The sequence below is a fragment of the Actinosynnema sp. NPDC050801 genome, from assembly GCF_040673975.1.
In the GTDB taxonomy this organism is placed as follows: domain Bacteria; phylum Actinomycetota; class Actinomycetes; order Mycobacteriales; family Pseudonocardiaceae; genus Actinosynnema.
The window spans coordinates 284,210-306,580 of record NZ_JBFAQZ010000002.1; the positions used below are offsets into that span (position 1 = coordinate 284,210).

Annotated in this window: 22 protein-coding genes; 10 read left to right on the forward strand and 12 right to left on the reverse strand. The window is 72.2% G+C overall.

What is annotated here, in order from left to right; all coding sequences use genetic code 11:
• Positions 1-149 precede the first annotated feature (149 nt).
• The 3 genes from AB0K14_RS06020 to AB0K14_RS06030 are packed head-to-tail and all read right to left on the reverse strand — an operon-like array spanning position 150 to position 3,420.
• Positions 150-1,487 carry a sugar ABC transporter substrate-binding protein gene (locus AB0K14_RS06020; protein WP_360447982.1) on the reverse strand — a complete coding sequence of 446 codons (1,338 nt, stop codon included), beginning with the start codon at positions 1,485-1,487 and terminating at the stop codon, positions 150-152.
• 50 nt (positions 1,488-1,537) lie between these two features.
• Positions 1,538-2,458: a carbohydrate ABC transporter permease gene (locus AB0K14_RS06025; protein WP_360447984.1), complete on the reverse strand. Its 921-nt coding sequence runs from the start codon at positions 2,456-2,458 to the stop codon at positions 1,538-1,540.
• Positions 2,455-3,420, reverse strand: coding sequence for a sugar ABC transporter permease (locus tag AB0K14_RS06030; protein ID WP_360447987.1), 966 nt, complete (start codon positions 3,418-3,420; stop codon positions 2,455-2,457). The genes AB0K14_RS06025 and AB0K14_RS06030 overlap by 4 nt, the downstream gene beginning before the upstream one ends.
• Positions 3,421-3,693: 273 nt before the next feature.
• Here AB0K14_RS06030 and AB0K14_RS06035 point away from each other — a divergent pair, with 273 nt between their 5' ends.
• Entirely contained in the window at positions 3,694-4,680 is a 987-nt protein-coding gene (locus AB0K14_RS06035; RefSeq protein WP_360447989.1) for a LacI family DNA-binding transcriptional regulator, read from the forward strand.
• Positions 4,681-4,899: 219 nt separating this feature from the next.
• On the forward strand, positions 4,900-6,204 hold the full coding sequence (locus tag AB0K14_RS06040) for an MFS transporter (RefSeq protein WP_360447992.1): 1,305 nt from the start codon (positions 4,900-4,902) through the stop codon (positions 6,202-6,204).
• A 106-nt stretch (positions 6,205-6,310) separates the two neighbouring features.
• Here the strand turns inward: AB0K14_RS06040 and AB0K14_RS06045 are convergent, their stop codons facing one another.
• Positions 6,311-7,099: an IclR family transcriptional regulator gene (locus tag AB0K14_RS06045; protein WP_360447995.1), complete on the reverse strand. Its 789-nt coding sequence runs from the start codon at positions 7,097-7,099 to the stop codon at positions 6,311-6,313.
• A 201-nt stretch (positions 7,100-7,300) separates the two neighbouring features.
• Here AB0K14_RS06045 and AB0K14_RS06050 point away from each other — a divergent pair, with 201 nt between their 5' ends.
• Together AB0K14_RS06050 and AB0K14_RS06055 are read left to right on the forward strand one after the other, a co-directional pair.
• Positions 7,301-8,476 carry a 4-hydroxybenzoate 3-monooxygenase gene (locus AB0K14_RS06050; RefSeq protein WP_360447998.1) on the forward strand — a complete coding sequence of 392 codons (1,176 nt, stop codon included), beginning with the start codon at positions 7,301-7,303 and terminating at the stop codon, positions 8,474-8,476.
• A gap of 557 nt (positions 8,477-9,033) precedes the next feature.
• Complete coding sequence (locus tag AB0K14_RS06055; protein WP_360448001.1) at positions 9,034-10,431, forward strand: endo-1,4-beta-xylanase; 1,398 nt, start codon at positions 9,034-9,036, stop codon at positions 10,429-10,431.
• 78 nt (positions 10,432-10,509) lie between these two features.
• On the opposite strand, the gene AB0K14_RS06060 is transcribed toward AB0K14_RS06055, so the two are convergent.
• Positions 10,510-10,755: a hypothetical protein gene (locus AB0K14_RS06060; protein ID WP_360448003.1), complete on the reverse strand. Its 246-nt coding sequence runs from the start codon at positions 10,753-10,755 to the stop codon at positions 10,510-10,512.
• A 1-nt stretch (position 10,756) separates the two neighbouring features.
• Positions 10,757-11,176 (reverse strand): hypothetical protein, encoded by a 420-nt coding sequence (locus AB0K14_RS06065; protein WP_360448005.1) that lies wholly within the window; start codon positions 11,174-11,176, stop codon positions 10,757-10,759.
• Positions 11,177-11,263: 87 nt separating this feature from the next.
• Between AB0K14_RS06065 and AB0K14_RS06070 the strand changes: the two genes are divergently transcribed.
• From AB0K14_RS06070 to AB0K14_RS06080, 3 genes are all read left to right on the forward strand, one after another.
• On the forward strand, positions 11,264-11,605 hold the full coding sequence (locus tag AB0K14_RS06070) for a helix-turn-helix transcriptional regulator (protein WP_360448007.1): 342 nt from the start codon (positions 11,264-11,266) through the stop codon (positions 11,603-11,605).
• Entirely contained in the window at positions 11,602-12,264 is a 663-nt protein-coding gene (locus AB0K14_RS06075; RefSeq protein ID WP_360448009.1) for a permease prefix domain 1-containing protein, read from the forward strand. Before AB0K14_RS06070 ends, AB0K14_RS06075 begins: the two co-directional genes overlap by 4 nt.
• A 195-nt stretch (positions 12,265-12,459) precedes the next feature.
• On the forward strand, positions 12,460-13,872 hold the full coding sequence (locus tag AB0K14_RS06080; RefSeq protein ID WP_360448011.1) for a cellulase family glycosylhydrolase: 1,413 nt from the start codon (positions 12,460-12,462) through the stop codon (positions 13,870-13,872).
• 114 nt (positions 13,873-13,986) lie between these two features.
• On the opposite strand, the gene AB0K14_RS06085 is transcribed toward AB0K14_RS06080, so the two are convergent.
• The 3 genes from AB0K14_RS06085 to AB0K14_RS06095 all read right to left on the reverse strand — a co-directional run bounded on the left by AB0K14_RS06085 (position 13,987) and on the right by AB0K14_RS06095 (position 17,857).
• A complete protein-coding gene (locus AB0K14_RS06085) occupies positions 13,987-14,289 on the reverse strand; it encodes a SelT/SelW/SelH family protein (protein WP_360448014.1) in 303 nt (100 codons plus the stop codon).
• Between the two features lie 394 nt (positions 14,290-14,683).
• Positions 14,684-15,013 carry a hypothetical protein gene (locus tag AB0K14_RS06090; protein ID WP_360448016.1) on the reverse strand — a complete coding sequence of 110 codons (330 nt, stop codon included), beginning with the start codon at positions 15,011-15,013 and terminating at the stop codon, positions 14,684-14,686.
• A gap of 57 nt (positions 15,014-15,070) precedes the next feature.
• A complete protein-coding gene (locus tag AB0K14_RS06095; RefSeq protein ID WP_360448018.1) occupies positions 15,071-17,857 on the reverse strand; it encodes an AAA family ATPase in 2,787 nt (928 codons plus the stop codon).
• Positions 17,858-17,949: 92 nt separating this feature from the next.
• On the opposite strand from AB0K14_RS06095, the gene AB0K14_RS06100 reads away from it, so the two are divergent.
• Both AB0K14_RS06100 and mmuM read left to right on the forward strand, forming a co-directional pair.
• Complete coding sequence (locus AB0K14_RS06100; protein WP_360448020.1) at positions 17,950-18,555, forward strand: phosphoribosylanthranilate isomerase; 606 nt, start codon at positions 17,950-17,952, stop codon at positions 18,553-18,555.
• Positions 18,556-18,740: 185 nt separating this feature from the next.
• Complete coding sequence (gene mmuM / locus AB0K14_RS06105; protein WP_360448022.1) at positions 18,741-19,652, forward strand: homocysteine S-methyltransferase; 912 nt, start codon at positions 18,741-18,743, stop codon at positions 19,650-19,652.
• A gap of 4 nt (positions 19,653-19,656) precedes the next feature.
• Here the strand turns inward: mmuM and AB0K14_RS06110 are convergent, their stop codons facing one another.
• From AB0K14_RS06110 to AB0K14_RS06120, 3 genes are all read right to left on the reverse strand, one after another.
• Positions 19,657-20,400 carry an SDR family oxidoreductase gene (locus tag AB0K14_RS06110; protein ID WP_360448024.1) on the reverse strand — a complete coding sequence of 248 codons (744 nt, stop codon included), beginning with the start codon at positions 20,398-20,400 and terminating at the stop codon, positions 19,657-19,659.
• Positions 20,401-20,521: 121 nt separating this feature from the next.
• Positions 20,522-20,929: a VOC family protein gene (locus AB0K14_RS06115; protein WP_360448027.1), complete on the reverse strand. Its 408-nt coding sequence runs from the start codon at positions 20,927-20,929 to the stop codon at positions 20,522-20,524.
• Complete coding sequence (locus AB0K14_RS06120) at positions 20,926-21,801, reverse strand: sigma-70 family RNA polymerase sigma factor (RefSeq protein ID WP_360448029.1); 876 nt, start codon at positions 21,799-21,801, stop codon at positions 20,926-20,928. Before AB0K14_RS06120 ends, AB0K14_RS06115 begins: the two co-directional genes overlap by 4 nt.
• Positions 21,802-21,940: 139 nt before the next feature.
• Here AB0K14_RS06120 and AB0K14_RS06125 point away from each other — a divergent pair, with 139 nt between their 5' ends.
• Complete coding sequence (locus tag AB0K14_RS06125; protein WP_360448032.1) at positions 21,941-22,354, forward strand: VOC family protein; 414 nt, start codon at positions 21,941-21,943, stop codon at positions 22,352-22,354.
• Positions 22,355-22,371: the final 17 nt, after the last annotated feature.

The following is a 22,371-nucleotide window of genomic DNA, read 5'->3' on the forward strand; positions in this document are numbered from 1 at the left end:
GTGGTGGGGACCGGCGCGCCACGACCCGGCCGGGTGGGGACTGCGCCGGCCGGGTCGGGCTGCGTCGGGTCGGGCCTGCGCCGGTTCAGGACCGCGCCGGTTCAAGACCGCGCCGGTTCAAGACCGCGCCGGGTCGGGACCGGGTCGGTTCAGGACCCGACGGTGAAGCCCTGTTCCTTGCCGTACTTGACCGTCGACTCCTGCCAGGCCTTCAGCCCGTCGTCCAGCGTCGTGCCCGACACGTAGGCCTTGCCGACGGTGTCGTTGAAGACGCTGTTGGCGTAGACCTGGAAGGGCAGGTACGACCAGCCGGTGACGACGTTCTGCGCGGCCTGGGAGAGCACTTCGTTGGCCTTCTGGCCGCCGAAGTAGGGGAACTCGGCGTCGAGGAAGCCGGGTGAGGTGAGCTCGGCCGTGGTCGCCGGGAACGCGCCGCCGTCGACGCGGGTCTTGACGCCCTCCTCGGTGGTGGCGTACTTGACGAACGCGTAGGCCAGGGCCTTGTTCGCACCGGCGGCCGGGATCGACAGCCCGCTGCCGCCGTTCTCCGAGACGGCCTTGCCACCCGCCTGCCACTGCGGCATCGGGGCGACGCGCCACTTGCCCGCGCCCGCCGCGACGCCGGACTGGAGGTTGGCGGGCATCCACGCGCCGATGACCAGCGTGGCGATGGTGCCGTCACCGAGGCCCTGGTACCACTGGTCGCTCCACCCGTTCACCGGCGCGACCAGCTTCTCGCTGACCAGCTGCTGCCACAGGGAGGTGAACCGCTTGGTGCCGTCGTCGGTGAAGTCGACCGTGACGTTGGTGCCGTCGACCTCGTAGGGCTTGCCGCCGGCCTGCCAGATCATGCTGGTGGTGAAGCCGGCGTCACCGGTGTCGCTGGTGATGTAGGCCTTCGGGTCCGCCGCGTGCAGCTTGCGGGCCGCGGCCAGGTACTCGTCCCACGTGGTCGGGACCTGGATGCCGTGCTTGTCGAAGACTTCCTTGTTGTAGAACAAGGCCATCGGGCCGGAGTCCATCGGCAGGCCGTAGATGCCCCCGCCCGCCTGCACCGACCCCCACGGGCCGGGGGTGAACTTGCCCTCGAAGGAGCCCGCGTCGAACGACTTCAGGTCGACCATCGACTTGGCCAGCGCGAACTGGGGCAGCGCGTAGTACTCGACCTGGGCGACGTCGGGCACGCCCGAGCCCGCCGCGATCGCGTTCTGCAGCGCGGTGTACTGCTTGTCGCCGGTGCCCGCGTTGACCAGCTCGACCTTCACCTTGGGGTACTTCTGCTGGAAGCCGGTGACGACCTCCTTGAGCGTCGGTTCCCAGGCCCACACCTTGATCGTGCCGCCGGCGTCCAGCGCGGCCTGCACGTCCTGCGGCGAGACCCGGTCGGAGGACCCGGTGTCGTCGCCGCCCGAACCGCAGGCGGCCAGGACGAGCGCGAGGGCGCCCGCGAGGGCGGTGAACACGGAACGACGGCGTTGTCTGATCACGGTGGGACCTTTTCCGGTGGCGGGACGGGTGAGCGGTGTGGCGGGACGGGTCATCCCTTCACCCCGCCCGCGGCCAGGCCCGACTGCCAGTACCTCTGGAGCAGCAGGAAGGCCGCGATGAGCGGGACGATGGTCAGCAGCGAGCCGGTGATCACGAGGTCGAACACGACGTCGCCGCCCGCCGTGATGGCCTGGGCGCTCCACGCGTTCAGGCCCACGGTCAGCGGGTACCAGTCCGGGTTCTTCAGCATGATCAACGGCAGGAAGTAGTTGTTCCACGTCGCGACGGACGTGAACAGCAGCACGGTGACCAGGCCGGGCGCGAGCAGCGGCAGGCAGACCCGGAAGAAGATGCGGAACTCGCCCGCGCCGTCCAGGCGCGCCGCTTCCAGCAGCTCGTCCGGGATCGCGTCGGCGGCGAACGTCCACATCAGGTAGAGGCCGAACGGGGAGATCAGGCTGGGCAGGATCACGGCCCACGGCGTGTTGGTCAGCCCCATCTGGCTGAACATGAGGAACGTGGGCACGGCCAGCGCCGTCCCCGGCACCGCCACCGCGCCGATGACCACCGCGAACACCGCACGCTTGCCGGGGAAGTCGAACTTGGCCAGCCCGTAACCGCCGATCGCGGCCAGCAGCGTGGCGCCACCCGCGCCCACGACGACGTACAGGACGGTGTTGGACAGCCAGCGGACGAAGATGCCGTCGTCGTACGAGAGCGTGCGGGTGATGTTGTCCCACAACGCGAAGTCGTCGCCGAACCACAGGCCGAACGACGACAGCAGGTCCGACTGGGTCTTGGTGGCGTTGATGAACAGCCACGCCAGCGGTACCACGGAGTACAGGGCGACGAGCCCGGTCAGGGCGGTGAGCGGCACGCTGCGCCGCGGCCTGCCCGCGGTGTGCGGCCGGGCCCGGCGCAGCGGCGCGACCCGGTGGCCGGCAGGCCGGGTACGGGTGGGTGCGGTCATCGTGAGCCGTCCTTCCGCATGCCGCGCAGCTGCACGAGGTAGGCCACGACCATCGTGATCACACCCATGACGATCGCCACGGTCGCCGAGTTGTTGTACTGCTGACCGGAGAACGACAGCGAGTAGGCGTACAGGTTGGGCGTGAAGTCGGTGGTGATCGAGTTCGGCACGAGCTTCTGGAGGATGGCCGGCTCGTTGAACAGCTGGAAGCTGCCGATGATCGAGAAGATCGTGGCGATCACCAGGGCGCCCCGCAACGCGGGCAGCTTGATCGACAGGACCACCCGCAGCTGGCTCGCGCCGTCGATCTCGGCCGACTCGTACAGCGACCGGGGCACGACCTGCAGCGCCGCGTAGAGGATCAGCATGTTGTAGCCGACGAACTCCCACGTCACGATGTTGCCGATGGACGCGAGGACCCACTCCGGCGACAACGGGTCCGGCAGGGCGATGCCGAACGCCTCGTTGATGTTGCCGACCAGGCCGAACCGCGTGCCGTACATGAAGCCCCACATCAGGGTGGCGACCACCGCGGGCACCGCGTACGGCAGGAACACCGCGAGCCGGAAGAAGTTGCGCCCGTAGAGCCGTCCACTGTCGACGGCCAGCGCGACCAGCAGCGCCAGGGAGAGCATGAGCGGGACCTGGACGACGAGGAACAGCGACACCCGGCCGACCGCGGCCCAGAACTGCGGGTCCGCCAGCACCTGCCCGTAGTTGTCCAGCCCGACGAACGAGTTGCCGCCGACCAGGCGGTTGCGGAACAGGCTCAGGTAGATCGAGTACGCGATCGGCGCGAGGAACACCAGCGCGAACACCACCAGGAACGGGCCGACGAACCGCCAGCCGACCCACGAGCGACGCCGTCGCGGCGGCCTGGACCGCGTCGAGCCCGGTGAGGTCGACCCCGCCGGCGCCGTCCCGATGTCGGGCACGAGCGTGGCGGGTTGAGGTGGTGCCACGGTGCTCCTCACTTCCCGCCGCGTCGTCGCGGACGGCTCGTGGTGACGATGTTTGCGCAAACATCGAAGGCTGTGCCGGTGTGCGTCTCGGGTGGAGCGCGGGGGCGGATTTCCTGCGAATGCATGTTTACGCAAACATTTCGGCGCTATAGTGACAGCGCGGTGCCGTGGCGTCAAGGCTCGGCGCGGGAGGGAGTTGCTGGCGTGAGCCTGACCAGGTCGGCCGCCGGGGTGCCACCGGATCCGCCCGCGCGGCCGGCCCGACGAGTGTCCATGGCGGACGTCGCCCGCCGTGCCGGTGTGTCGGCGCAGACCGTTTCGCGGGTGTCCAACGGCCATCCCGGAGTCGTCGGGTCCACCCGGGAGCAGGTGCTCGCGGCCATGCAGGAGTTGGGTTACCGGCCCAACAGCGCGGCGCGCGCGTTGAAGTACGGCCAGTTCCGCACCATCGGCGTCATCCTGTTCACGCTCTCGACCGTCGGCAACAGCCGGACGCTGGAGGCGATCGTCGACCACGCCGCCGAAGAGGGTTACGCGATCACGTTGATCCCGGTCGCCGTGCCCACCAGGGACGGCGTGCTCGGCGCGTTCACCCGGCTCGGCGAGCTCGCGGTCGACGCGGTGATCGTGATCATGGAGATCCACCTGCTCGACGCGGCGACCGTCAGCCTCCCGTCGGGTGTGCCGGTCGTGGTCGTGGACTCCGACGCCGACGACCGCTACAGCGTGGTGGACACCGACCAGGTCGACGGCGCCCGCCAGGCCGTGCGCCACCTGCTCGGCCTCGGTCACCGCACGGTGTGGCACGTGGCCGGGCCGGAGGAGTCGTTCGCGGCCGAACGGCGCGCGACGGCGTGGCGGACCGAGCTCGAACGGGCCGGGCGGTCGGTGCCCCCGCTCTCGCGCGGCGACTGGTCCGCCGAGTCCGGCTACCGCGCGGGCCTGCTGCTGGCCGACGAGCCCGACTGCACGGCGGTGTTCGCCGCGAACGACCAGATGGCGTTGGGGTTGCTGCGGGCGTTCCACGACAAGGGCAAGGTGGTCCCGGCGGACGTCAGCGTGGTGGGCTTCGACGACATCCCGGACTCCGGCTCGTTCGTCCCGCCCCTGACCACCGTGCACCAGGACTTCACCGAGGTCGGCCGGCGCTGCGTGGAACGCGTCCTGCGCCAGGTGCGCAACGAACCCGTCGAGCCGGGCACGACGCTCGTCCCCACCCGGTTGGTCCCGCGGGACAGCACCTCCGCGCCGCCGGCCTGACCGACCTCCCGCGCGCCTCCTCGCCGCGGCACGGCGGTTCAGTGCTGCCCGGCGGTTCAGTGCTGCCCGGGAAACGATATTGGGCAGACTCTGGACGGCCGTCACGAAACTGCCGTATGTTCCCCGTCACGAGCTTGCGAGGCGAGGTCGCCGAGGTCACCGGCGGCGGTCGGGCCGAGCCGGCCGTGTACCGGCACTACACGTGAACCGGGGGCCACCATGTCGACCACGTCGAACGCACCGAACGTGCAACTCCGCCGCGCCGTCGCGTCGAGCTTCCTCGGCAGCGTGATCGAGTACTACGACTTCCTGCTCTACGCCACCGCGTCCGCCGTGGTGTTCAACAAGGTCTTCTTCTCCTCGCTCGACCCGGTGGTGGCCACCATCGCGAGCTTCGGCACGTTCGCCACCGGCTACCTGGCCCGGCCCCTGGGCGGTGTCCTGTTCGGGCACTTCGGCGACCTGCTGGGGCGCAAGCGGGTGCTGGTGCTGACCATGACGTTGATGGGCGTGGCCAGCTTCCTCATCGGGTTGCTGCCGACCTACGCCCAGGTGGGCGGGCTCGCGCCGGTCGGCCTGGTCATCCTGCGCGTGGTGCAGGGCATCGCGGTCGGCGGCGAGTGGGGCGGCGCGGTGCTGATGTCCGCCGAGCACGCCACGCGCAGGCGCGGCCTGTGGGCCGGGTTCACCAACGCGGGCGCGCCGTGCGGGATGGTGCTGTCGACGCTGGCGCTCACCGGGACCGCCGCGCTGGTGGGCGAACGGGCGTTCCTCGACTGGGGGTGGCGGATCCCGTTCCTGATCAGCATCGTGCTGCTCGGCGTGGGGCTGTTCGTGCGGCACCGGGTGGAGGAGACGCCGGCGTTCCGCGCGGTGCGCGAGGTCGGCGACAAGCGCCGGGTGCCGGTGCTGGAGGTGTTGCGCGACCACCCGCGCGTGCTGCTGCTGGGCATCGGTGTCGGGCTGGCCGCGTTCGTCGCGCAGTCCACGTTGACCACGTTCGTGCTGGCGCACGGCGTGGCGGCCGGTCATGCCCGCCAGACGGTGCTCAACGCGCTCACGCTGTCCTCCGCCTGCGCCGTGGTGGGCATCCTCGGGTGGTCGGCGGCGTCGGACCGGTTCGGCAGGCGACCGGTGGTGGTGGCGGGCGCGATCGCGATGGCGGCGTACTCGTTCGTCCTGTTCCCCATGGTGGACAGCCGGGACACGGTGCTGCTGACCGTCGCGCTGGTAGTCGGCCAGGGCGTGATCCACCCGATGATGTACGGGCCGCTCGCGGCTCTCTACAGCGAGCTGTTCCGCACGGAGAACCGCTACACGGGCGCGTCGCTGGGCTACCAGGTGGCCGGGCTGGGCGCGGGCATCGCCCCGGTGCTGTTCGCCGCGATCCAACGGGCGAGCGGTGGCCAGGGGCTGACCCTCATCTCCTTCGTGATCGCCGCGTTCTGCCTGCTGACCGTCGTGTGCGTGCTGGCGTTGCAGGAAACCAACAAGCGCGAACTCCAACAACTCACCACCCCCTGACCCCCAACCCCCGCGTGTCCTACCTTCAGAACGCGCGTGTCCTACGCTCAGAACGCGCGTGTCCTACGTTCGCGTCGCGCGTGTCCTACGTTCAGGACCCCCGAGTTCAACGCTCAGGTGCGCGGACGGTGCGTTCCGCCTCGTCGTCCAGCCGTCGTGCGATCGCCTCGGCGGCGGCGCGCAGGTCCGGGACCAGCCGGTGCAGGTCCGGGCGCACCGAGCGCACCACGATGCCCAGCGCGCCCGCGGGGCGGTGACCTTCGGCCGGGATGGCGACGGCCACCGAGCACGAGCCGAGCGTCATCTCCTCGTTGGTCAACGCGTACCCGCGATCGGCCGTCGCACGCAGTTCGCGCAGCAGCCGCGCGCGCTCGGTGATCGTGTACCGGGTGAAGCGACGCAGGGGCCGCTCCACGTACCCGCGCACGAACTCCGCGTCGGCACGCGCGAGCAAGGCCTTGCCGACCCCCGTCGGGTGCAACGGCAGCCGTGCGCCGATCCGCGAGACGACGGGCACCGACCGGTGCCCGGACAGCTTCTCCACGTACAGCGCGTCGAAGCCGTCGTGCACGGCGAGGTGGATGTTCTCGCGGGTCGCCTCGTACAGGTCCTGCATGAACGGCAGGGCGATCTCGCGCAGCCGACCCGCCACCGGTGCCAGCGTCGCGGCCTCCCACAACCGCAGGCCGATGGTGTAGTGCCCAGTGGCGTCGCGTTCCAGCGCGCCCCACGACACCAGCTCGGCGGTCAACCGGTGGACGGTGGCCAGCGGCAGGTCCGCGCGCCGGGCCAGTTCGGTCAGCCTCAGCCGCGGGTTGGCGGCGTCGAACACGCCGAGCAGCGCCAGCGCCCGTCCGGCCATCGACCGCCTGGGTGTGTCGCCGTTGACCGCCATGCCGGTTCTCCTAGACGTCGAACGCCGAACGCCGAACGCCGAACATCGAACGCCGAACATCGAACCTCGAACGCCGGCGGGCGCAGGTCACGCCACGCCGGGCACCGAACGTAACCGCACCGCCGGCCGGAAGTCGCCGCCACTTTCACCCAGTGGAAGTCGATCCTGGCGAACGGGCGCGAGCCACCCTTGGGTTGACCCATGCGAACGAGAGTCGGGATCCTCGGCGCCGGTCCGGCCGGACTGGTGCTGTCCCACCTGCTGGCCGAACGCGGCATCGAGTCGGTGGTCGTCGAGACGCGCGGCCGCGAGGAGATCGAGCAGACCATCCGCGCCGGTGTCCTGGAGCAGAACACCGTGGAGTTGCTGACCGCCATGGGCGTCGGCGCCCGGGCGCTGAGCGAGGGCGCGCGGCACGAGGGCGTCGAACTGCGGTTCGGCGGCCGCGGCCACCGGATCGACTTCACCGGGCTCGCCGGCCGCGCGGTCTGGCTCTACCCGCAGCACGAAGTGCTCAAGGACCTGATCGCCGCACGCCTGGCCGACGGCGCCGACATCCGGTTCGGCGCGACCGACGTGGCGCTGCACGGCCTCACCTCCGACGACCCGGTCATCTCGTTCACCGATGCCGACGGCACCCCCGTCGAGCTGCGGTGCGACGTGATCGCCGGCTGCGACGGCTCCTCGGGCGTCAGCAGGCGCTCGATCCCCGACGCCGACCGCACCGACTACTTCCGGGCTTACCCGTTCGGGTGGTTCGGCATCCTGGCCGAGGCGCCACCGTCCTCGAAGGAGTTGATCTACGCCCACTCGGAACGCGGGTTCGCGCTCATCAGCACGCGGACGCCGCAGGTGCAGCGGATGTACTTCCAGTGCGACCCCGACGAACGCGCCGAGGACTGGAGCGACGACCGGATCTGGGCCGAGCTGAACGCCCGGGTCGCGGGCGACGGCTTCAGCCTGGCCGAGGGCCGCATCTTCGACCGCGGCGTGATCCCGATGCGCAGCTACGTGTGCGAGCCGATGCGCCACGGCCGGCTCTTCCTGGCCGGGGACGCCGCGCACGTCGTGCCGCCCACCGGCGCGAAGGGGCTCAACCTCGCCGTGGCGGACGTCGCCGTGCTGGCCCGTGCGCTGGAGGTCCACTTCGCCACCGGGTCCACCGAGCCGCTGGACGCCTACGGCCCGACCGCGTCGCGCCGGGTGTGGCGGGCGCAGCACTTCTCGTGGTGGATGACCTCGATGCTGCACACCGACCCGGCCGGCACGCCGTTCGACGTCAAGCGGCAGCTCGGCGAGCTGGAACTGGTCACGTCCAGCACGGCCGCCGCCACGCACCTCGCCGAGGCCTACACGGGCTGGCCGATCGAGTTCTGAATGCACTCCCAGGGGTGCGAATGGCGGATCGGCCTGCCGGTAACCGGAGCACAGGATCGTAGAAACTTGCGAATCTTCTTTCGAAGAGTTTCGAAGCTTGTGCGGTGTCCCTCTTCGCGCCGGGAGTAGGTTACTGGTATCGGTTCAGAGACGTGCGAAAGGCATTTCAACAGGTCTTATGGCATACCGAGCCCGCTGGTGAACGATCGATTCAGGGCCGATCTCACGGCTCCCGAACGACGTGTGGGCCGCTCGGTGTTCTCAGGGCCCGACAGTTTCGGTGCTTGCCACGCCTATCTGTTTCGGTTAATACTTCTAAAAGTTTCAGGCCGGACGCGGTCGGGTGCCGCCCCCGACGGTTTCCCCCTGCGCTGCGCACTCTCCGAGATCGACCCACCGGCTGACAACCGTCGTTGGCGGGGAGGAATCCCGTGGCACCGGGCCCTCCTCGGCCAGTGTTCGGGTCCGGACCACCCCGCCCCGGCGGTTCGGATCGCCCGACCAACCAACCACCAACCACCTGCCGAACCCGCAGGTGCTCTCAGAAGGTGCGAAACATGAAGCTGACATCGAGGTCAGTGTTGCGAGCGGCTCTCGTGTCGACGTTGGTGACCGCCACCACGGGTGCCGCGGTGCTCCTGGCGACGTCGGCCAACGCCGGGACCACGCTCGGCGCCTCGGCGGCCGAGTCGGGTCGCTACTTCGGCACGGCCGTCGCCGCCAACAAGCTGGGCGACTCCACGTACGTCGGGATCCTGAACCGCGAGTTCAACATGGTCACGGCCGAGAACGAAATGAAGATGGACGCGACGGAGCCGAGCCAGGGGCAGTTCAGCTACGCCAGCGGCGACCGGATCGTCAACCACGCCCGCGCCCAGGGCATGCGGGTGCGCGGTCACGCCCTGGCGTGGCACTCGCAGCAGCCGGGCTGGATGCAGAACATGTCGGGCACCGCGCTGCGCAACGCGATGATCAACCACGTGACGCAGGTGGCCACGTACTACCGGGGCAAGATCTACGCGTGGGACGTGGTGAACGAGGCGTTCCAGGACGGCAGCTCCGGCGCGCGTCGTGACTCGAACCTCCAGCGCACGGGCAACGACTGGATCGAGGCGGCGTTCCGCGCCGCCCGCGCCGCCGACCCGAACGCGAAGCTCTGCTACAACGACTACAACACCGACGACTGGACGCACGCCAAGACCCAGGCCGTCTACCGGTTGGTGCAGGACTTCAAGCAGCGCGGCGTGCCGATCGACTGCGTCGGCCTGCAGTCCCACTTCAACAGCCAGAGCCCGGTGCCCGGCAACTACCAGACCACGCTGTCGAGCTTCGCGGCCCTGGGCGTGGACGTGCAGATCACCGAGCTCGACATCGAGGGCTCGGGCTCCGCGCAGGCGGCGAACTACGAGCGCGTCGTCAAGGCCTGCCTGGCGGTCGCCCGCTGCACCGGCATCACCGTGTGGGGCATCCGGGACACCGACTCGTGGCGCGCCTCGGGCACCCCGCTGCTGTTCGACGGCTCGGGCAACAAGAAGGCCGCCTACACCTCGACCCTGAACGCCCTCAACGCGGGCGGCTCCACCACGTCCACGACGACCACGACGTCCACGTCCACGTCGACCAGCACCTCCACGACGACCACGACGACCACGACCAACGGTCCGGGTGGCTGCACCGCCACGGTGTCGCTCAACTCCTGGACCGGTGGCTTCGTCGCCACGGTGAAGGTCACCGCCGGTTCGTCGGCGATCAACGGGTGGACGGTCACGACCAACCTGCCGTCCGGCGTGTCGGTCACCAACTCGTGGAGCGCCGACCGCAGCGGCAACACCGGCGCCGTCCAGTGGCGCAACGTCAGCTACAACGGCCGCGTCGCGGCCGGGATGTCGACCGAGTTCGGCTTCCAGGGCACGGGTTCGGCGTCGGGCATCACGCCGACCTGCGCCGCCAGCTGATCGAGTAGCGACGAACAGCCCGGTGCGGGGACCGCGCGGTCCCCGCACCGTGCTGTCGGCTCAGCCGGCTCAGCCGGCTCAGCCGGCCCGGCGGATCCGGCGCAGCACGAGCAGCCCGCCGACACCCGGCACGACCGAGCGCCACCGGACGCCGGTGGACACGCCCGGGATCAGCGCGGTGAGCGCGACCACGACGAGGTAGGCGGTGCCGTGCACCGGACCGGTCAGCGACGTCACCGGCTTCGCGTGCACGGTCACCAGGTTGACCAGCAGGACCGCCAGGGACACCAGTTCGACCCCGGCCGCGACCCGCAACGCGCGCACGTCACGCCCCCGTCGTCGAGCCGGGGCGCACGATCATCAGCACCACCACGGTCGCCCACAACAGGTTGAACACGCCGGTCGTCATGGCGAGCCGCTTCGCCGCACCGGTCGCGCCGTCGAGCACCCGCCGCTGAGCGGGCAGGATCGCCAGCGCCAGCAGGGCCGCGGCGACCGCCGTCAACACCACCGACACCAGCAGCCACGCGTCACCGAGCACGCCCAGGCTCGCGCCGGTGGCGACGCCGAAGACCGGCACGGCGACGCCGACGACGGTGTAGGTGCGGCACGTCCGGTGCAGGAACACCGCCGTCCCGGTCGGCGACTCGCGCGCGAAGCGGGGGAACAGCGAGGCGGCCACGGCGATCGGCCCGACGGCGAGGATCGCGGCGATGACGTGGACCGAGAGCAGCAGCTTGGTCACCAGGGCTCCTTGGTGCGTAGGCAGACAACATATGTCGGCTGCCAATAGGTACCACACCTACCTACCTGGTGTGTAGGCTGCCAACCCATGAAGGCGGACGCGGTGCGTGGCCACCTGGACGCGATGTTGCTGGCGGTGCTCGAACCGGGGCCGCTGCACGGCTACGCGGTGATCACGGCGGTGCAGCGGCGCAGCGGTGGCGCGTTGGAACTGCGCACCGGCACCGTCTACCCGGCGCTGAACCGGCTGGAGCGGCTGGGTCTGCTGCGCAGCCGCTGGCAACCCGTGTCCGACCGGCCGCGGCGCTGCTACGAGCTCACCGACGCGGGACGGCGCAGCCTGTCCGCCGCGCGCTCGACCTGGCAGGAGTTCACCGCCGCGATCGGTGCCGTCCTCGACCTGACCGCGTCCGCGAGGCCGGTCAGGTGAGCACCGCGCGGCACGTCGACCCGGTCGAGGACTACCTGGCGACGCTGACCACGTCCCTGCACGGCCCGGCACGGGCGAAGGCCGCCATGATGCGCGAGGTCCGCGACGGCCTCGCGGACGCGGTGGAGGCGCAGACGCGTGCGGGCGTGCCCCACGACCGGGCGGCCCGCGTCGCGGTGCGGGACTTCGGCGCGGCGGACGAGATCGCGCCGTCGTTCCAGCGCGAGCTGACCATCGCCCAGACCCGGAGCACCGCCCGCGTGGCCGCCGTCGCCGTGCCCGTCCTGGTGGTGTGCCAACTCCTGGTGCACACCGCCGCCGGTGGCCCGGACTGGCGCCTGGGCGCGCTCGCCGGCCACCTGGCGGCGGTGGCGACCGCCGCCGGCCTGCTCGCCGCGACGGCGTTGACGGCCACCGGTCCGCTGACCCGCCGGCTGCCCACCCCGCACCGGCTGCCGTCGGCCGTCGCGTGGACGGCGTCCGCCGCCGCCGTGGGCATGGCGCTCGCCGCGGTCGCGCTCGTGGTCGTCTCCGCCCTGTCGACCGACTGGCTGTCCACGGCGCTGGCCGGCGTGCTCGCGATCGCGGCGCACGGTGTGGTCGCCGCATCGGCTCGCGCGTGCCGTCGGTGCGCGCGGGCGGGGGAGGGGCGAGGCTGACCCGTCGAGGGCGGCCCGCGGGTCGTCCGCTGGCTGTTCGACGGGGCGTTCGACGGCCCCTCGGGGACTACAGCCGGTTACCGCAGCGTGCCACTCTGCGAGACGGGCTCTATACGTCCGCTCATGTTCCGGTGTACGTTCCCGGCGGGTCTGGGAGCGCTCCCAGACACATCGAACGAGACGAGGAGGGGCTCAGTGAAGCGCTCCACCGCAGTGCTTGCGGCTTGCGCGGTGGCCTTCGGTTCCGCGGCGACGACGTTGCTGCCGAACGCCGTGGCCGCCGCCCAGGGTTGCAAGGTCGACTACGCCGTCACCAGTCAGTGGAACGGTGGGTTCCAGGCCAGCGTCAAGGTCACCAACCTGGGTGACGTCGTCACCGGGTGGTCGCTCGGCGTCACCTTCCCGAACAGCTCGCAGCGGGTCACCCAGGGCTGGAACGCCACGTGGACCCAGTCGGGCTCCACCGCCACCGCCACCAACGTGGACTGGAACCGGACGCTGGGCACGGGCGCCTCGACGGACCTCGGGTTCGTCGGCGCGTACTCGGGCAGCAACCCGACGCCCACGTCGTTCACGCTCAACGGCGTGGCCTGCACGGGATCGACCACGTCGACGTCGACGTCGACCACGAGCACGACCACCACGACGACCACCAACCCGCCGGTCGGCCGCACGCCGGTCGAGATCAACGGGCAGCTGCGGGTCTGCGGCGTGAACCTGTGCAACCAGTACAACCGCCCGATCCAGCTGCGTGGCATGAGCACGCACGGCATCCAGTGGTTCGACAAGTGCTACAACAACAACTCGTTGAACGCGCTGGCGAACGACTGGAAGTCCGACCTGTTCCGCATCGCGATGTACGTGCAGGAGCAGGGTTACGAGACCAACCCGAGCGGGTTCACCAGCCGCGTCAACAGCCTGGTCGACATGGCCGAGGCGCGCGGGATGTACGCGATGATCGACTTCCACATCCTCACGCCGGGTGACCCGAACTTCAACCTGGAGCGGGCGAAGACGTTCTTCGCCGCCGTGGCGCAGCGCAACGCGGCCAAGAAGAACGTGATCTACGAGATCGCGAACGAGCCGAACGGCGTGAGCTGGGCGTCGATCAAGAACTACGCCGAGCAGGTCATCCCGGTGATCCGCGCCGCCGACCCGGACGCCGTGGTCATCGTCGGCACCCGGGCGTGGTCGTCGCTGGGCGTGTCCGAGGGCTCCAGCGAAACCGAGGTCATCAACAACCCGGTGAACGCGACCAACATCATGTACGCGTTCCACTTCTACGCCGCCTCGCACAAGGACAACTACCGCGCCGCGGTCAGTCGGGCCGCCTCGCGGCTGCCCCTGTTCGTGACGGAGTTCGGCACGGTCCTGGCCACCGGCGGCGGGACGTTCGACCGGGCCAGCACGGTCGCCTGGCTGGACCTGCTGGACCAGCTCAAGATCGGCTACGCGAACTGGACGTACTCGGACGCGAACGAGAGCAGCGCCGCGCTCCGTCCGGGCACGTGCAACGGCGGCGACTACTCCAGCAGCGGCGTGCTGACCGAGTCGGGTTCGCTGCTCAAGAGCCGGATCAGCACCTCGGACAACTTCCCGACCAGCTGACCGGTCCGACGTGGTGGACGGGGTCCCGCGCACCACGGCGGGGCCCCGTTCCCGGTGCGCCGCTGCCGGGCCTGGCCGAGGTCGCGGCGTACTTCCCGCGCCCCTGACGACGGCCTACTCCGGTGGCGAGTTCCGGTGGCGGTCGGAGTGGCCGAGGTCGCGGTCGGGGGCGATCCGGTCGCGCACGAGCTGCTTGAGCGCGGCCAGCTCGGGGAAACCGCCCTGGTCCTTGCGCGACCACAGGGTCTCGCCGCCGAGCCGGACGTCGAACACGCCGCCCGTGCCGGGTACCAGCGCGACCTCGCCCAGCTCGGTGGTGAACGTGGTCAGCAACTCCTGCGCGGTCCAGCCCGCGCGCAGCAACCACCGGCACTGCGTGCAGTACTCGATCTCCAGGCGGGGCTCTCGCGCGGTCACGGGCCCAGTATCGCCGGCGGCGCGGCCCGTCGGCGAGCCGGGCGGCGGAGGTCACACGTGGCGTTGGCACAGCACGCCGGCGAGCGGAGCGGGCGGCACGGAGGCCCGAACTCGGACCGCGATCCAGCCGGGCGATGCAGTCCGGCGGTCCAGCCCGGCGATCCAGCCGGTGGTTCAGCCGGGCGGTTAGATCCGATGGTCCAGAGGCCGGTGGTCCGGCCCGGTGATCCCGACCCCTCGACCGACGTAGACCCGGTGATGCAGGGCCGGTGCCACCCCCCAGGTGTGACACCGGCCCCAGCCGGCGGAAGTAAAGGCGGGCAGTCCCACCTTCCGCCGGCATGACCGGCGGTGGACCGCGGGCCCCCAGTGCCCACCACCGCCGGGAGCACCGTCATGAGGGACGTGCCGACTCCAACCCGGGCGTCCCGGTGGCCCGGTCCAAGGGGACCGTGGCGGCTTCGACGATGCGCTCGAACGACACCCCCGCCCGGTCGAACACCCGCTCCAGCGCCTCGACACCGTCCGCGGCGAAGACGCAGAAGTAGCTGTCGTCGCCCGGTACGGCGAGACAGCACCTGATGGTCACGGGCACTGCGCACAGGTCGGCGGCGGCACGCACCGCCGTCATCGCGGCGGCGACCTCCCGCGGGTTCGCCGCGTACAGGTAGCACTCGGCCAGGAAGAGCCTGGTCGGCTGCCGCTCCACTCCGGTGACGGTCATGGGCCAACCCTGGCCCCCGCACCCCCACCGGCGAATCGGGGAGCGACCCCACAGTTGCTACTCGTCGGGCGGGCGCAGGATGTCCAGCGCGGCCAGCTCCCGGCGGGTGCGCACACCGGTCTTGCGGTAGATCCGGGTCAGGTGCGCCTCGACCGTCTTCGCGGTCACGTACGCCGCACCCGCCACCTCCCGGTTGCTCAGCCCGGCGGCCACCAACCGCGCGATGCGCAGCTCCGTGGCGGTCAGCTCGTGCTCGTCGCCGCGCCGCAGGCCGAGCCGGGCCAGCTCCGCGTCGACCTCGTCGACCCACGACACCGCGCCCAGCCGGTCGAACCCGCGCCGCGCCGCCAGCAACGCCTCGCGGGCCGCGAGCTTCATCCGACGCCGACGCAGCACCCGGCCGCGCACCAGGTCCGTGCGGGCCTGCTCGAACGGCATGGGCAGCAGGTCCAGCGCCTCCGCCGCGGCCGCCAACGCCTCCTCCGCGCCCTCCGCGTCACCCCACGCCATCCGCACGAGCGCGCGCGACCGGGCCGCGACCACCGTGATCCACGGCCGGGGCGCGCGGTCGCGCCGCTGCTCCAGCTCGGCCAGCAGCCGCGTCGCCTCGGCCAGCTCGCCCAGTTCCACCACCGCCTCGACCAGGTCCCCGTACAGCGAGCTGACCGGGAAGTCGGCCATGCCCACCTCCGCGCACAACGCCACCGCCGCGGCCAGGTGCTCGCGTGCCGCGGCGGGCTCGTGCCGGGACAGCTCGGTGAACCCGAGCACGGCCAGCTGGTGCGCCGCGACCCACGGGTCGTCCAGCTCGGTGGCCACGTCCAGGCCGCGGATCGCCGCGTCGCGCGCCTGCTCCCACCGGCCCCGGTGCGCGTCCACCAGCGCCCGGGTGTAGAGGGCGTAGGCGAACCACGGCCGCTGCCCGGTCTGCTCGGCCCCCTCGACGGCCTCGGCCGCCCGCTGCCCGGCCCGTGCCCAGTCGCCGAGCCAGACGTCCAGCTCCGCGAGGTGGACCAGCTCGTGCACGATCACCGCCTCGTCCTCGCGCTCGACCTCCTCGCGGTGGGCCGCCTCGATCCGCTCCCGCCCCCGCACCGGGTCGAGGTACTTCGCCAGCACCCGCAACGTGCTGCGGGCCATCCGCGCCTCGCGGGTCTGGTTGGTCGACGACACCATGGCCGCGCCCCGCTGGATGTCGTCCATGAACAGGCCCACGCCCGCCAGCAGCCGGTAGTACGCGCTGGAGATCAGGATGCACGCCACCAGGTCGGTGGGCGCGTCGTCCTCGTGGCCCTCGATCGCCTCCAGCGCCTGCTCGGTGTTGCGGCACCGCAGCCGGGTGTCGTGCTGGCAGAACAACGACCGGCGCAGGTAGGCGGTGGCGCGCAGCACCGGGTCGTCGCCGACCTGCGTCAACGCCCGGTCGGTCAACGCCGTCGCCTCGACCGGACCGTCCTCGAAGAACGCCACGAACGCGAGGTCGAGCAGCACCACCGCCCGCTCCGGGCCCGCCGGGACGTCCTCGACGTCGAACGCCTCCACCAGCTTGCGCGCGCCCGCCGCGTCACCGGCCAGGTACCGGCACACCACGGCCGAGGCCAGCCAGACCGCCCGGTGCCGGGGGTCGGGCGCGTGCGCACCGGCCAGCTCCCACAGCCGGGCGGCGGTGTTCGGGACGTTGCGCGCCTGCGCGTTGCGCGCCGCCGCGCCCAGCGCGTCGGCGACCTCGGCGTCCGGCCCGTCGGTGCTCAACGCCAGGTGCAGCGCACGGGTCTCCAGGTCGTCGACGACCTCCGCCAACCGGCGGTGCACCCGCCTGCGCCTGGCCCCGGACGCGGAGGAGAACAACGTCGAGCTCAGCAACGGGTGGGTGAACCGGATCGCGCCGGACACGATCTCGATCACGCCGTGGTCCTCGGCGTCGGCCAGTGCGGCCTCGGCCCGGTCGGGGTCGTCCAGCGCCCGGCACACCAGGTCCACGGTCGGCTGCGAGAGCGCCGCCGCGCACAGCAACGCGTCGCGGCTGTGGTCCGGCAGCGCGGCGAGCCGGTCGGCGAGCAGTTCCCCGACCGCGCGCGTCGTGGGCAGCGGGAGGCCGACCGCGCCCACCGCGCCGGGGTCGGGCAGCGCGCGGGCGATCTCCAAGGCGTAGAACGGGTTGCCGCCGCTGGCCTGCCGCAGGCGGATCAACGTCGGCCGCGGCAACGGCGTGCCGAGGCGCGAGCGGACCAGCCGGTGCAGCGCGCCGATGCTCAACCCGGTCAGCCGCAGGTGCGTCAGGTCCCCGCGGTCCGCCAGGCCGAGCGGGACGTCGCCGTCGGGGGAGCGGACCGCCAGCACGACCGCGACGTGCTCCTCGACCAGGCGGCGCACCACGTACTCCAGGACGGCGGCGCTGGACTCGTCCAGCCACTGCACGTCGTCCACGGCCAGCAGCACCGGCGCGGTCGCGGCCATCGCCCGCACGACGTTGAGCACCGCCACGTGCACCGCTCGCGGATCACCGGGTCCGTCGTCCGCGTGCCGGCGCAGCAACGCGACTTCGAGCGCCGTGCGTTGCGGATCCGGTAATCGGTCGAGCACCGCGTCGTCCACGCGGTCGAGCAGGTCGATCAGGCCGCCGTAGGACAGCCGCGCCTCCGGTTCCGCGGGCCGGGAGCACAACACGGTGTGCCCGCGGTGCTCCGCTTCCCGCACCGCGTGCTCCCACAGCGCGGTCTTGCCGATGCCCGCCTCGCCGGACACGACCAGGCACGCGGTCGCCTCCCGGGCCCGGTCGAGCACCCCGGCGACCACCGCGACCTCGGGCTCCCGCCCGACCAGTTCCCGAACGGCCCGTTGCACGCCCGTGCCACCTCCCCCGCGCGGTGAACCGCGACACCCACAGTCCATCACGCGTTCCGGGCGGAAAAAGTTCACCGCTACTGTCTGGTGGCATGTACGTGAAGTTGTGCGGGCTGCGCACCGAGGCCGACGTGGCCGCCGCCGTGGACGCGGGAGCCGACGCGGTCGGCTTCGTCCTCAGCGCGAGCGTCCGGCAGGTCGACCCCGACACCGCGCGCCGGCTGGTGCGGGAGGTGCCGCCGCACGTGCTCGCGATCGGCGTGTTCAGCGGCGTGGCGGCGACCGACGTGCGTCGGCTCGCGGAGGAGTCGGGCATCGGGGCCGTCCAGCTGCACGGCGACTACCCGCGGTCCGCGTTCGACGAGGTGGCCGCGCTGGGGGTGCCCCTGGTCCGGGCGGTCTCCCTGGAGCCGGACACCGACGTGCGGGTCGGCGCCTACGGCGAGCAGATGTTGCTGCTCGACTCGCCGCGGGCCGGTTCCGGGCACCGGTGGGACCTGGCCGCGCTCGACGGCGCCCGGCCGGAGGGCCGGTGGCTGCTGGCGGGCGGCCTCGGCGTGCACGACGTCGCCGAGGCCGTGGCCCGCGCGAGGCCGTGGGGCGTGGACGTGTCGAGCGGCATCGAGGCGACCCGCGGCGTCAAGGACCACGGGCTCATGAGGGAGTTCGTCGCCGCCGCCCGCGCCACGACCGCCTGACCCCGGCGCCACCGGCAGGACGATCGCCGGAGGGTGCTCCGGGTCGTGGTGGACGGCCCGGTCGGCGTTCCGGAGCCGGGTCGCGGTGGCGTGCGGCGCACCGGTGCCGGGACCGCGGGCGTACCCCGGGGGAACGCGCCGTCGGTGATCACCGGCGGCATCCCCCATGGGGGTACGGTCGGGGCGTGGCAGCTCAGTCCTCGGTGGAATCCCTGGCCGACGCGCTGGCCCGGCGGGTGGTGGTGCTGGACGGCGGGCTGTCGACCGCGCTCACGGCCGCCGGGCACGACCTGTCGGACTCCCTGTGGTCGGCCCGCCTGCTGGCGGCCGACCCGGACGCGATCACGGCCGCCCACCTGGCCTACTACCGCGCCGGCGCCGAGGTCGCGATCACGGCCAGCTACCAGGCGACGGTCGAGGGCTTCGCCCGCCGCGGGCTCGACGCCGCGAGGACGGCCGACCTGTGGCGCGACAGCGTGACCCTCGCCCGCCGCGCCGCGTCCGAAGTGGACGGGCGGCGGTGGGTGGCGGCGTCGGTCGGCCCGTACGGCGCGATGCTCGCCGACGGCTCGGAGTACCGCGGCCGGTACGGCCTCGCGCCGGGCGCGCTGGAGTCGTTCCACCGACCCCGGATCGAGGTGCTCGCCGAAGCCGGTGCCGACGTGCTGGCGGTCGAGACGATCCCGGACGTCGAGGAGGCGGAAGCGGTGCTCCGGGTGGTCGCCGGGTCGGGCGTCCCGCTGTGGCTGTCCTACAGCGCCCGCGGCACGCGGACGTGCGCCGGTCAGCCGTTGACCGAGGCGTTCGAGGCCGTGCGCGGGGTGGCGGAGGTGATCGCCGTGGGCGTCAACTGCTGCGACCCGGCCGACGTGGCCGAGGCGGTGGCCATCGCGCGGCGGGTCACCGGCAAGCCCGTCGTGGTCTACCCGAACAGCGGCGAGATCTGGGACGCCACGACCCGGAGCTGGACCGGTTCCCCCGCCTTCGAGCCCGCGCGCGTGGCCGGGTGGGTCGAGGGCGGCGCGCGGCTCGTCGGCGGCTGCTGCCAGGTCGGGCCGGGGACGATCGCGGAACTGGCCGCCGCGGTGCGGGGCTGACCGGTCAGCCCCGCCCGATGAACGGCATCGTCGTCGCCATGACCGTCATGAACTGCACGTTGGCGTCCAGGGGCAGGCCCGCCATGTAGCGGACCGCGTCGGCGACGTGCGCGACGTCCATGGTGGGCTCGGCGGCGGTCGAGCCGTCGGCCTGCGCGACGCCGTGCGCCATCCGCTCGGTCATCGGCGTCGCGGCGTTGCCGATGTCGATCTGGCCGCAGGCGATGCGGTGCCGGCGGCCCTCCAGCGAGATCGACTTGGTCAGCCCGGTGATGGCGTGCTTGCTCGCGTTGTAGGCGACGGCGTCCGGTCGCGGGGTGTGCGCGGAGATCGAGCCGTTGTTGATGATCCGACCGCCCTGCGGGTCCTGGTCGCGCATCACCCGGAACGCGGCGCGGGCGCACAGGAACGAGCCGGTCAGGTTCGTGTCGACCACCTTGGACCACTGCTCGACGGTGAAGTCCGCCAACGGCGTGGCGGCGACGTTCGTCCCGGCGTTGTTGAACAGCACGTCGACCCGCCCCCACCGCTCGCGCACCGCGTCGAAGAGCGCGTCGACGGACGCCTCCACCGTGATGTCGGTCGGCACGACCAGGACCGCTTCCGCGGGCGCGCCGTCGGCCGTCTCGGCCAGCCGGTCCGCGCGTCGTCCGGCGAGCGCGACCCGGTGACCGGCGTCGAGCAGCGCGCGGGCGACCACGCGGCCCACGCCCGAGCCGGCGCCCGTCACCACTGAAACCGGGGCCATCGCGTCCTCCTCGACAGTCGACGTCACGACTCGTGCCGGTCGCCGGGCGACACCAGGGGGACGTCGCGCACGAACGGGTGGTCCTGCGGCACCTCCGCAGCCTAGCCGGCGGGACCGCTGGTCACGGCTGGGTGAACCGCAGCAGGTTGCCCGAGGGGTCGAGGAAGGCGCAGTCGCGGACACCGCCGGGCCGGCTGATCGGTTCCTGCATCACCTCGGCGCCCGCCGCCTCGACGTGCTCGAAGGTGGCGTCGCAGTCGTCGGTCACGAACACGAGACGGCCGACCGGATCCCCGATCGTCCCGCTCGGACCGCCCGGAGAGGCGCACGGGTCCGCGGCGGGTGATTCGAGCAGGACGATCCGCACGTCCGGCTGCGCGGGCGGGCCGACGCCCACCTGGCGGGTCGCCTCGGCCCCGCCGCCGTCGCGCACCACGAAGCCGAGCACGTCGAGGTAGAAGCCGAGCGCCTCGTCGAGGTCGCGAACGGCGAGGGCGCAGGACGACAGCCTCAGGTCCCCGCCGGTCACCGCGCCTCCCCGCGGCCGGGGGCGAGGAGGACGATGTCGAGGTCGCGGATCCGGTCCGGGTCGGTCTCGACGGCGATGCGGGTGATCCTCCGGTCGCCGATGGTGAACGTCAGGACGGCCCTCGGCCGGCCGAGGTGGGACCAGACGGCCGCCGGGACGCCGTCGACCAGCGCGATGCGGGCGGCCTGTGCGCGTCCGGCGAAGAACGCCGCCACCGCCTCGGCGCCGCGGAGGTCGCCGACCGCCACGGCGTCCGGGTCGAGCAGGTCGAGCAGGGCGGCGAAGTCGCCGCTGCGGGAGGCGGCGAGGAAGGCGGCGACGATCTCCCGCTTCCCCGATCGCGCGGCCTCGGACGTCTCGGCCGTGCCCTGCACCCGGCGCCGGGCCCGGCTGGCGAGTTGCCGGGCGGCGGCGGGGGAGCGGTCGATGATCGGGCCGATCTCGCCGAACGGCACGGCGAAGACGTCGTGAAGGACGAACGCGAGCCGCTCGGCGGGTGCCAGCGCGTCCAGCACGACCGTCAGCGCGACACCGACCGAATCGGCCAGCAGCGCCTCCTGCTCGGGGTCGGCCCGGTCGGTCGGGCGGACGCCCCGGTGCGGCGCGGCGGGTTCGGGCGGCAGCGCACCGACCGACTCCTCACGCCGGGCCCGGCGTGCCTCCAGCACGTTCAGGCAGACCCGGGCGACGACCGTGGTGAGCCACCCGCCCGGGTTCTCCACTTGGCCGGTGTCGGCGCGGCTGACCCGCAGCCACGCCTCCTGCACCGCGTCCTCCGCTTCGCCCGGTGAGCCGAGCATCCGGTGGGCGACCGCCCGCAAGCGGCCCTGGTGCTCGGCGAACCGCTCGCTCAGCCAGTCCTGCTCGGCCATTCGTCACACTCCTCGGTCCCGACCTGTCATACCGATTGACCGGCGAGGCGGCGCCGATGTGACATCCGAGCCGGGCCCGGGTGTCCGGCCCACCGCTTCCCGGTGGCGGACAACAGCGGACACCATCAGGAGACACGGCATGAAAGCGCACGTCAGCTCGATCCTCCTCGGCGTCGGGGACATGGACCGGTCCAAGCGGTTCTACGCGGAAGGGCTCGGCTGGAAGATCAAGGACGACTACGGCGTCTCGGTCTTCTTCGAGTCGGACGGAGGCTCGCTCGTGGGCTTCTACGGGCGTGCCGGCCTGGCCGAGCAGGTCGGCACGGACCCGGAGGGCAGCGGTTTCAGCGGGCTGGTCCTCACCTACGTGGTCCGCGGCGAGGCGCGGGTCGACGAGGTCCTCGCGGAGGCGGGGAAGGCGGGCGGCACGGTCCTCAAGCCCGCGGGCGCCCTGCCGTGGGGCGGGTACGGCGGCACGTTCGCCGACCCGGACGGCTACGTGTGGAGCATCGGCTACAGCGCCCGGGGCGAGGACCAGCCGTACGCGGAGTAGCGCCGGTGGTCGGGTTC